Origin of the sequence: Aminobacter sp. J44 (genome assembly GCF_007829415.1) — a bacterium.
Lineage (GTDB): Bacteria > Pseudomonadota > Alphaproteobacteria > Rhizobiales > Rhizobiaceae > Aerobium.
The window spans coordinates 1-9970 of record NZ_VLJG01000065.1 but is presented as its reverse complement, the minus strand read 5'-3'; the positions used below and the strand labels follow the sequence as shown (position 1 = coordinate 9970).

Below are 9970 nucleotides of genomic sequence, written 5' to 3'. Positions count from 1 at the left end.
CAGCGGCGAGAGCCTGCGAAAGCAGCGCCACACTCCATCCGCCGCTTGACCGCACGACAAACAGGAGCCATTCAAAACAACGACCCAGGGGAGCATCGACTGGCCGGCTTCAAATCGGAATGCTGGCCGGVWTSAAATCGGAACAGGTGGCCGGCTTCGTTTCGGAATCAATGGCCGGCTTCATCGGAATACGCAACAGCCAGCTTCTGGTCCCCTGATCGCGGATCTGGAGATAGAGGTTGTCGGAGATCCAGTGCATGCCAACCTCGCGCAGCGCATCGACCTCCCTGGAAGAGAGCGCTCGTCGGCGGGCCATGGTTGCTGCCTCCTCGGATCATTATATCGGAAGAGGAGCATTGCTTGATGAAGCTTAACAGTCCAGCATCGGCTGGGCCAATGCAAATTCAAAGGAGGTTAGCCATCGGCCACTTTCTCGTCGCGGGCTGACCTTTCTCAATATCTCTTGGCGCCAGGATCGCTGTAATGCGGGTTCGGGCTTAAGTGGCTTCGCCTAGCGGGACGCTGGCCTGCACAGCTCACGAAAATCTTGTCCGCTCGGATTCTGGAAGACGCGCAGGTCGAACTCAGGCAGGATGGAAAGAACATGGTCGAAGATGTCAGCCTGGACGCCCTCATATGCCGCCCAAGCGGTCGTGTTGGTGAAGCAGTAGATTTCAAGGGGCAGGCCTTCCGGGCCGGGTGGAAGCTGCCGCACCATGATGGTCATTGCCTGATGAATACCGGGATGGCTGTGCAGGTAGTTCTCCAGATATGCACGTAAAGTGCCGATATTGGTGGTGCGGCGCGTGTTGGCGGGCACGTTCGCACGCTCACCGAGCTTCGCATTCCACTCGGCCAGTTCCGCGCGCTTCTTCTCCAGATAGGTCTCGAGGTGACCGAACGATGCGAGCTTTTCGTAATCGTCCCGCTCAAGGAAGCGGATGCTGGTCTGATCGAGAAAGATAGCTCGCTTGATGCGCCGTCCGCCCGATTCCTGCATGCCCCTCCAATTCTTAAATGAATCGGTGACGAGCTTGCGAATTGGGATGGTCGTGACGGTCTTGTCCCAATTTTGTACCTTAACCGTGTGCAGCGCAATCTCGATCACGTCGCCGTCTGCATTCTGGCTCGGCATCTCGATCCAGTCACCGACACGTACCATGTCCGTGGAGGAAATCTGGATGCCTGCGACCAGAGAAAGAAGCGTATCCTGGAAAACGAGGATAAGAACCGCGGCCATCGCACCGAGGCCGGACAGCAGGATCAGCGGCGACCGGTCGATCAGCGTGGCGATCATAAGCAGCGCCGCGATGACATAGACCGCGATCTTGACGACCTGAATATAGCCCTTGATCGGCTTCAGCTTGGCATCGGGGCGACGGTGGTAAATTGTATCGACGATGTTGAACGCTGCGCTGAGCGCCATCGCCACCGTCAGGATCATGAAGGCGTTGGCGACATTCTTAACGACGATGACGATGAAGGCCGGCAGGTTGGGAACCAGCGCGATGCCGAGCGAAACGACCAGCGCAGGCATGACGTTCGCCAGCCTTTCGATCAGGCCATGGCGGCGAAGCTCGGGGTCGCGGCCGAAGGTGGTATAGTCCAGCAGTCGGTTCAGGCCGCGCAATAGAAGTGCCTTGACGACAAAGTTCGCGAACAGCGCTGTAAGGGTCAGCCCCGCCAGCGCGAGGCCGGTGACGATTATGGGATGAGAGAAGACCTCCGCAGTCACGATCACCTCTCCAACATTCGTTGCATACGGGCAAACAGTCCTTTCCGGTTCAGGCTGCCGTTTCGTCTTGCTCCACTTCCTGCCGGTGCGCAAGCGCGTCGGCGATTCCCTGCATTCGCCTACTGAGGTTGGCAACCTCCTGCGAGGTCTGGCGGAACGCACGCAAGAGTTCAGCTGGATTATCCGGCCGTCGTTCGACTGGGCCTGTCCCGATGCCTGTCAAGAGCCAAGACGGGCTGACACCCAGTAGCCCGGCCATCATGGTCAGCCGGTTGGCGCGCGGCATGTCACGGTCACATTCCCACGCGCTCCAGGTTTCCATCAAAACGCCGAGATTGCACACAGCCTCTTCCAAGCTCATCCCCATGATCTCGCGGGCAAGCGAAATCCGCCCCCCTAGCGTGTCCTCTGATATGGGGTTGCGGTCATATCCTCCGGAAAGCATCTGTGTGCCTCGTGGTGCGTTTGGTAACGATAGGGGAACGACGGCGGCGCGTATTGCGCCGCCATCGAGCCAGTGTCAGTCGGCTGCCGCGCGTGCCTTGTCGAGCCACTCATCGACCAAGTCGGCATTTGCCTCGATCCACTCCGCAGCATGGCGATCGACGTCGGACTGACTGCCCTCACCATCGTTCATCCGCGCGTTCTGGGAGAAGATGTCTTCGATAGGCAGCGAGGCAGTCTCGAGCAACGCACGGATAGCCGGGTTCTCTTCGAGGAAACTGGAATTCACCACCGGACGGATGTCATTTGCCGGAAAGCCGAGCTTGCACGGATTATTGACACAACCGGCCACGCCTTCAAGCGTGGCGGCATCTGCGAGGCTCATGAGGTCTTCCGGCAGGTCGACCTCCGGAACCTCGATCCATACGACATCCTCGCCGGGCTTTAGAGTGTCGACGGTCCAGTTTGGCGTCCAAGTGTAGAAGAGGATCGGCGTGCCTTCACCATAGGCCGCGACCGCGTCAGCCATCGACGCGGCATAGCTGGCCTTGATCGGATTGACGTGGTCACGCAACTCGTAGGCGTCGAGGTGGTGCTCGATATTGATCTCGCAGCCCCAGCCCGGAGGACAGGCGACCAGATCCGCCTTGCCATCGCCGTCGCGGTCGAACGCGGCCTTCACGTCGTCGCGCTTGAAGTCGTCGAGGGTCTTGATGTCGAATTTCTCTGCCGAGGCCTTGTCGACGAGATAGCCTTCCAGCGCTCCGCCCTTGGCGACATAGCCGACAAGCTCTGCACCCTGCGAATAGGTGCTCTCGTAGGAATTATGGAGCGGGAACCAGCCATTGACCCACAGGTCGAGGTCACCCTGAGAGACGGCCTGATAGAAAGGCGGATTGTCGAGCGTCGTCGGCCCCTCCACGGTGTAGCCGAGCTTTTCGAGCAGCTGCTTGTAGACGGCTGCCTCGAACCAGCCGGTGTCCCAGGTGGCCTGAGCCATTCTGACGGTCGTTCCGGCGCCCGGACCTTCCTGCGCCTGCAAAGATGTGACGGGAACGGCCAGCATCGCACCTGCCGATAGGGCGACGGCAAAAAGCCGAGAGAGAGATGGCTTGGTCATAGTAGTCTCCTTGTCTTCTTCTTGCGTCCCCACCTGAGATCTGGGGACATGGGAACCGCGCAAGACGCGGCTGGAGCAGGCTCAGCCAGCCCGTTCGGCCTCTTCCGAGGGCCTTGCTGCCCGCAGAGAGAACAGGGATCGTATCGTCTCCAGGAGCGAGGGGCCGCGCACGGTACGCTTCTCGCCCATTGCTTGGCTGATACGATCAAGGATAATTGCAAGCAGCACGATGCCGACGCCGCCGGCCGTCGCGTTGCCGACATCGAGCCGGCCAAGGCCCGTGAACACCGTGAGCCCAAGGCCTCCTGCGCCGATCAACGCGGCAATCACCACCATCGAAAGTGCCAGCATCAGCGTCTGGTTGAGGCCGGCCATGACGGTGCGCAGCGCCAGCGGGAACTGCACCTCGACCAGCATCTGCCACGGCGTCGCGCCGAAGGCGGTGGCAGCTTCCGTCAGGTCCTTGCGCACGTTGCGGATGCCGAGGTCGGTGAGCCGGATTATGGGCGGCAGGGCAAAGATAATGGTAGCAATGATGCCGGGAACGACCCCGACGCCGAACAGCATGACAATCGGCACGAGGTACACGAAGGACGGGATAGTCTGCATGATATCGAGAAGCGGTCGCATGACCGCGCGGAAGATATCGCTCCGCGCGGCGGCGATGCCGAGCGGAATGCCTATCACGACGCAGAAAAGCACGGCGGTAACCACCATCGCGAGCGTCGTCATGGTTTCCGGCCAAAGGCCGATTACGTCGATGAACGACAGGGCGACGAGCGTGAACAGCGCGACGCCACGCCCGGCTGTCCGCCATGCGATCAGTGCGAGTGCGCTCGTGAAGACGAGCATCGGCGTGGCATTCAGGAAAGCCGACAGGCCGTTGAGCACCTGGGTGATCGGCCATTGCATCGAGCGGAAGAAAGGCCGAAAATTCGGCACGAGCCAGTCCCGTACCAGCGAATTGACCCAATCGGCGAAGGGCAGCGAAAGAATGTCGGCGGGGCTCCACATTGCTATTCCCTTTCGCCGGCGAGCTGACGGAAAACGTCCTGCGGGCGGACGACTCCGGTGAGCCGGCCCGTCTCATCGGTGAGCGCGATCGGCAGACCTGCTCCTGCGAGCGGATAGAGATCGAACAGCCGTGCCTGCGGCGACGCCGTGGGGAAGTCATGCGAGACGACGCTTTCAAGAGTCATTCCATCGCGGAATGCCGCGTTGGCCGCTTGGTAGGTGATAACCCCGGCGAGCCTGTCTCCGTCGAGCACATGAACGGCGTCGGCGCCGACCTGCTCCATGCGGGCGATCGCCGAACTCAGATCGTTGGAGCCGATATCGATCGTCCCAGGCGCCCGGGCGATGCTGTCTGCCTTGAATACCAGCGACCGGTCAATGTCGCGCGTAAAGGCCGAAACGTAATCATCGGCTGGGCTGCCGACGATCTCCTCGGCGCTTCCGGTCTGGACAATCGCACCGTTGCGCATAATCGCGATCGTATTGCCAAGCGTCAGCGCTTCGTTGAGATCGTGGGTGATGAAGACGATGGTCTTTCTCAGCGAGCGCTGGAGTTCGAGCAATTCCTGCTGCATGTCGCTGCGAATGAGAGGGTCGAGCGCGCTGAACGGTTCGTCCATCAGCAGGATTTCTGGTTCTGAAGCCAACCCTCGCGCCAGTCCCACACGCTGCTGCATCCCGCCAGAAAGCTCGTCGGGATAGCTGTCCGCCCGCGCGCCGAGGCCGACCTGTTCGAGCGCAGCCTGCGCGCGTTCCCGGCGTTCAGCCTGCTTCACGCCGCGGATCTTGAGTCCGAAGGCAACGTTTTCAGCTACAGTCTTGTGCGGAAAGAGGGCGAAGTGCTGGAACACCATCGCCACCTTCTCGCGCCGGATGTTGCGGAGATCTTCTTCGGAACAGTTGGCAACGTCCATACCGTCAATAAGAATCTCGCCGGCGCTAGGTTTGATGAGACCGTTGATCATCCTCACCAGCGTAGACTTCCCCGACCCGGAAAGCCCCATCACGACGAAAATCTCACCCTCGACAACCGTAAAGGTCACATCGTGGACACCGACAGCTTGACCCGTCGTCTCGTATATCTGGTCCTTGCTCTTTCCTGACGAGAGAAGGCTGAGAGCCATCGAAGGATCGTTGCCAAAGATCTTGTATAGATTCTTTCCAGATATTTTAGGCTTCATGGATCGCTTCATTGAGCACATGATAATGACACTGAATGTCAGCGTGATATACGCTCGAGAATCTCCTTAGAGTTCCACGGCCGGATATATCATATCAGCCACGAAAATATTCAGCGTCGAGCGCGTGGAAGGCCGAATTGCCTTGAGAGGTTGCCGTTATAGGGAGACGGTCCTTCGATCGTCAACCCGCTGAGGTGCGATGCCTACGCTGACGTAGTGGGACGCGGTCTCAAGAGATGGGTTGCCCATTCCGGCTGAACCTGCATTTTAATGCCATGCACAAGAAGGATTCGTTGCTAGGCGCGTCGGCCTCTCGGCGCGCAAACTCATATGCACTGCCTACGCAAATCGCCAGCCTGGCAGTCTTTCTCGACATCGATGGCACGCTTCTCGATATCGCGAGCACGCCAGAGGCTGTCGTCGTGCCCCCCGGTATGCCGTTTGCGCTGGCACGCATGTCCGAAAGGCTCGATGGTGCGCTGGCGCTGGTGACAGGAAGACCAATCGAGTTTGTCGACCGCCTGTTTCCCGATGCAGAACTAGTGGTATCTGGTCTTCACGGAGCCGAATGGCGAGATGGTTCCGGGAATGCAGGGCGCGTCAAGACCACGTCGGAATTCAACGCCGGGAAGTTGCGTCTTCGCCAGGAGGTGGCCCGCTGGCCGGGCGTTGTATTCGAAGACAAGGGAGCAGCTTTTGCTGCGCACTACCGGCTTGCACCCGAAAGGGAGATGCCTCTCCGTGACCTGATGCAAGACCTCACCGAAGCCGTTGGATCGGGCTGGGTGTTACAGGAAGGCAAACAGGTATTAGAATTGCGGCCGCGCGGCCGCGACAAGGGCGATGCGCTCATGGCCTTTATGGAAGCTGAGCCCTTTTCCGGGCGACAACCCCTGGCCATGGGCGACGACGTGACTGACGAACCGATGTTCATGGCGGCTAATCGGCTTGACGGTCTATCCGTGCGTGTCGGGGAGGACTGCAGGCAGAGCTGTGCGAGATATCGCGTTGCCTCCCCCTCCGACGTGCGTGCCTGGATAGAAAGGGCTTCGGCATGAGGGCGCTGCATGGGAACGCGTGCCCCGCTTCGGATCACTTCCGCAGGCTGGAGGGCACAGGATGAGCCGCCTCATCGTCGTCTCCAACAGGGTACCGGATGTCGCGAAAGGGCCGCCTCCCGGAGGGCTTGCTGTAGCCTTGGAATCGGCGCTCGAGCTGCATGGCGGCGTGTGGATGGGCTGGTCCGGCAAATCCAGCGGGGCGAAGGAACCGGGGCCCCTGAGCTTTCATGAGCATGGCCGCATCACCTTCGCGCTTTCGGATCTCTCGCGCCGTGACCTGTCCGAGTACTATGCCGGCTTTGCAAACAGCGTGCTATGGCCGCTGTGCCACTATCGGCTCGACCTTACGGACTATGCCCGCAAGGACATGGCAGGGTATTTTCGTGTCAATCGGTTCTTCGCGGAACGGCTCAGGCCGCTGGTCCAGCCCGATGACCTGATCTGGATTCACGACTACCACCTGATTCCCATCGCCTCGGAACTGCGCAGGTTGGGAGTCGAGAACCGCATCGGCTTCTTCATGCACATTCCCTGGCCGCCACCGGATGTCTTCTTTACCCTGCCGGTGCACGAAGCCATCATCAGCGGGCTTACGGCCTATGACGTGGTCGGCTTCCAGACCGGGCACGACGTAGACAACTTCGCCTCGGGCTTACGGCGGGAGGGTATTGGCGGTGATGTCGGTGGCGGCTGGTTTGAAGCATATGGACGGCGTTTCCGGGCTGGCGCCTTTCCGATCAGCATCGCCACAAGGCATTTTGCGGATATGGCCAGCGAGGCGATGAATACTGCGGCGGTTCGGCGATTCGCTGAAAGCCTCGAAGGGCGTGACCTGATCATCGGCGTGGACCGTCTGGATTATTCCAAGGGTCTAACCCACCGTATCGATGGATATGAGAAATTCCTCACGGCAAACCCCGCCTATCACGGGCGCACGACGATGCTCCAAGTCACTCCGAAATCGCGCACGGAGGTCCCGGGCTACACCGCAATGCAGCGTGAAGTGGCGGAACGGGCCGGTCATGTTAATGGATCGCTAGGACGCCTCGACTGGGTACCGATCCGATATGTCAATCGCGCTATCGCGCAAAATGTACTCGCCGGGCTCTATCGACTTGCGCGCGTCGGCCTGATTACACCGCTTAGAGACGGCATGAACCTCGTCGCCAAGGAGTTCGTGGCCGCGCAGGACCCGGATGATCCAGGCGTGCTTGTGCTGTCACGCTTCGCTGGCGCGGCACGGGAACTCGATGGGGCTCTCCTCGTCAATCCCTACGATATCGAGGCGGTTGGCAACGCGATCGCGCAGGGCCTATCGATGCCACGCGAAGCGCGGCGTGAGCGCTTCTCGCCGATGATGAAGCGGCTTTTGGAGTACGACATCTCCCGCTGGTGCTCGGACTTTCTCGCGGAGCTGTCAGGGTGATAGACACGGCACTGCTCCGCAGATAAGTGTTTGGCAAAAGCGTCGTGACGACAGACGGTCGAACAGACTGAGGTGGACCCGTCTGGTGAGACAGCTTGGCGGCTTGGCTAAGGTGGATCGGGTTGGTTTCTACGCCGCCAATTGCTCCGTCATTTGTGCCGTAGCATAGACCTCGTCGGGTGTCCTGCCGCCAAAGGTCGAGTGTGGGCGTCGCTGGTTGTAGTAGTCGATCCAGGAGCCGATGCCGCTGCGCGCCTCGCTGCCGGTCTCGAAGGCATTGAGGAAGACGCACTCGTATTTGAGACTGCGCCACAGCCGCTCGATGAAGACGTTGTCCATCCAGCGGCCGCGCCCGTCCATGGAGATGCGGATGCCGGCATCCTTCAACGTCGTGGTGAAGGCGAAGCTGGTGAACTGCGATCCCTGGTCGGTGTTGAAGATGTCGGGCCTGCCGTGGCGGGCAATCGCCTCCTCGAGCGCGGCAACGCAGAAGTCGGCATCCATCGTGTTCGACAGCCGCCAGGCCAGCACCTTGCGGCTGAACCAGTCCATGATGGCGACGAAGTAGAGGAAGCCGCGCCGCATCGGAATGTAAGTCACATCCGCACACCAGACGTGATTGGGCCGCTCGATCGCCAGATGCCGCAGCAGGTAAGGATAGATGCGGTGCTGCGGATGCGGCTCGCTGGTCTTCGGAGCCTGGTAGATCGGCGACAGACCGATCTTGCGCATCAGCCGCCGGACCCGCTTGCGGCCGACGCACCAACCTTGACGCCGTAGGTGCCGCGCCATCTGCCTGGAGCCATACCAGGGCATTTCCATGAAGGCCTCGTCGATGATGCGCATCAGTTCGAGGTTCTCCGGGCTCTCGCCGGCAGGCTGTCGATAGAACGACGCCCGCGAGATCGAGACCAGTTCGCACTGGCGGCAGATCGAGAGCCGGTTGTGATCGGGATCAATCATCATACTCCTCCGATCCAGGCTCAGCGATCGAAGGCTTTGGCCAAAAAATCCCGCTCAACGACGAGTTGGCCGATCTTGGCGTGCAGTTTCGTCACCTCGGCCTCCCGGCCGACCTGTGCATCCGCTGCCTTGTCGTCGAACGCCTTGGCCAGGTTCTCAATGGCCTGCCGTTTCCACTGGGTGATCTGGTTGGGATGAAGCTGGTGCTTCGTCGCCAGTTCCGAAATCGTCCGCTCGCCGCGGATCGCCTCAAGCGCAACCTTGGCCTTGAACTCGGCCGAGAACCGTCTGCGTGTCTTCATGCTGGATCGTCCTTTTCATCGGAAAATCCACCTTATGCCCCTGTCTCAAAAACCGGCACCACCTCAGTTCGCGATGGTCGCCACGATCGACAGTCCGATGCCACGGCTACACCGCCTGGCCGACCAGCCCGCCGATTCCGGCGGTGATTGCCATGGCCAGCGCACCCCAGAACGTGACCCGCCATGTCGCCCGCAATACATTCGCACCACCCGCCCATGCCCCGATCGCGCCGAGAACGGCGAGGAACACAAGCGAGGCGATCGACGTCACCCACACCTGTGTGCCGGCAGGCGCAAGGACCGCGGCCAGCAGTGGCATCGCCGCCCCGGCAGAGAACGTCGCCGCTGACGTCAGAGCTGCCTGGACCGGACGTGCGGTTGTCGTCTCCGAAAGCCCAAGCTCGTCCCGCGCATGCGCCTCGAGCGCATCCTTCGCCATCAGCTGATCGGCGACCTGCGCCGCAAGCTCCGGCGATAGTCCGCGCTGGACGTAGATCTGTGCGAGTTCTTCCCGCTCGAACTCGGGCTGCGTTTCCAGCTCCATGCGTTCGCGGACAAGGTCGGCCTGCTCCGTGTCTGACTGCGAGCTCACCGACACGTATTCACCCGCCGCCATTGACATGGCCCCGGCCACGAGCCCAGCGACACCCGCCACGATGATGTCGGAGGCTCCCTGCGCGGCGGAGGCAACGCCGACGATCAGGCTTGCCGTCGAAACGATGCC

10 protein-coding genes are annotated in these 9970 nt (G+C 60.8%); 2 read left to right on the top strand and 8 right to left on the bottom strand.

Annotated elements, in window-relative coordinates; genetic code table 11:
* Nucleotides 1-109: 109 nt before the first annotated feature.
* The 6 genes from L610_RS17670 to L610_RS17645 form a co-directional block, all read right to left on the bottom strand.
* Nucleotides 110-316 carry a hypothetical protein gene (locus L610_RS17670; RefSeq protein WP_144706669.1) on the bottom strand — a complete coding sequence of 69 codons (207 nt, stop codon included), beginning with the start codon at nucleotides 314-316 and terminating at the stop codon, nucleotides 110-112.
* Between the two features lie 195 nt (nucleotides 317-511).
* A complete protein-coding gene (locus L610_RS17665) occupies nucleotides 512-1735 on the bottom strand; it encodes a mechanosensitive ion channel family protein (protein WP_144706667.1) in 1224 nt (407 codons plus the stop codon).
* 49 nt (nucleotides 1736-1784) lie between these two features.
* Entirely contained in the window at nucleotides 1785-2180 is a 396-nt protein-coding gene (locus L610_RS17660) for a transcriptional regulator (protein WP_144706665.1), read from the bottom strand.
* Between the two features lie 75 nt (nucleotides 2181-2255).
* Entirely contained in the window at nucleotides 2256-3299 is a 1044-nt protein-coding gene (gene proX, locus L610_RS17655) for a glycine betaine/L-proline ABC transporter substrate-binding protein ProX (RefSeq protein WP_144706663.1), read from the bottom strand.
* An 81-nt stretch (nucleotides 3300-3380) separates the two neighbouring features.
* Nucleotides 3381-4313, bottom strand: coding sequence for a proline/glycine betaine ABC transporter permease (locus L610_RS17650; protein ID WP_144706661.1), 933 nt, complete (start codon nucleotides 4311-4313; stop codon nucleotides 3381-3383).
* Between the two features lie 2 nt (nucleotides 4314-4315).
* Nucleotides 4316-5506 (bottom strand): glycine betaine/L-proline ABC transporter ATP-binding protein, encoded by a 1191-nt coding sequence (locus tag L610_RS17645; protein ID WP_246659049.1) that lies wholly within the window; start codon nucleotides 5504-5506, stop codon nucleotides 4316-4318.
* A gap of 263 nt (nucleotides 5507-5769) precedes the next feature.
* Between L610_RS17645 and otsB the strand changes: the two genes are divergently transcribed.
* Both otsB and otsA read left to right on the top strand, forming a co-directional pair.
* Nucleotides 5770-6552: a trehalose-phosphatase gene (gene otsB / locus L610_RS17640; protein WP_186441592.1), complete on the top strand. Its 783-nt coding sequence runs from the start codon at nucleotides 5770-5772 to the stop codon at nucleotides 6550-6552.
* 61 nt (nucleotides 6553-6613) lie between these two features.
* The gene (gene otsA, locus L610_RS17635) at nucleotides 6614-7981 is read left to right on the top strand and encodes an alpha,alpha-trehalose-phosphate synthase (UDP-forming) (RefSeq protein ID WP_144706656.1); all 1368 of its coding nucleotides are present in this window, start codon (nucleotides 6614-6616) and stop codon (nucleotides 7979-7981) included.
* 129 nt (nucleotides 7982-8110) lie between these two features.
* On the opposite strand, the gene L610_RS17630 is transcribed toward otsA, so the two are convergent.
* A protein-coding gene (locus tag L610_RS17630; RefSeq protein ID WP_144706654.1) for an IS3 family transposase occupies nucleotides 8111-9246 on the bottom strand; the annotation gives its coding sequence in 2 pieces (ribosomal slippage) (nucleotides 8111-8994 and nucleotides 8994-9246; 1137 coding nt in all).
* Between the two features lie 106 nt (nucleotides 9247-9352).
* Nucleotides 9353-9970: VIT family protein (locus L610_RS17625; RefSeq protein ID WP_144706652.1), on the bottom strand; the 618-nt coding region annotated here is incomplete at its 5' end.

Coding starts and splice junctions, on each gene's coding strand:
- L610_RS17660 (WP_144706665.1), bottom strand. CDS start 2,180: ATGCTTTCCGGAGGATATGACCGCAACCCCATATCAGAGGACACGCTA.
- proX (WP_144706663.1), bottom strand. CDS start 3,299: ATGACCAAGCCATCTCTCTCTCGGCTTTTTGCCGTCGCCCTATCGGCA.
- L610_RS17650 (WP_144706661.1), bottom strand. CDS start 4,313: ATGTGGAGCCCCGCCGACATTCTTTCGCTGCCCTTCGCCGATTGGGTC.
- L610_RS17645 (WP_246659049.1), bottom strand. CDS start 5,506: ATGAAGCGATCCATGAAGCCTAAAATATCTGGAAAGAATCTATACAAG.
- otsB (WP_186441592.1), top strand. CDS start 5,770: ATGCACAAGAAGGATTCGTTGCTAGGCGCGTCGGCCTCTCGGCGCGCA.
- otsA (WP_144706656.1), top strand. CDS start 6,614: ATGAGCCGCCTCATCGTCGTCTCCAACAGGGTACCGGATGTCGCGAAA.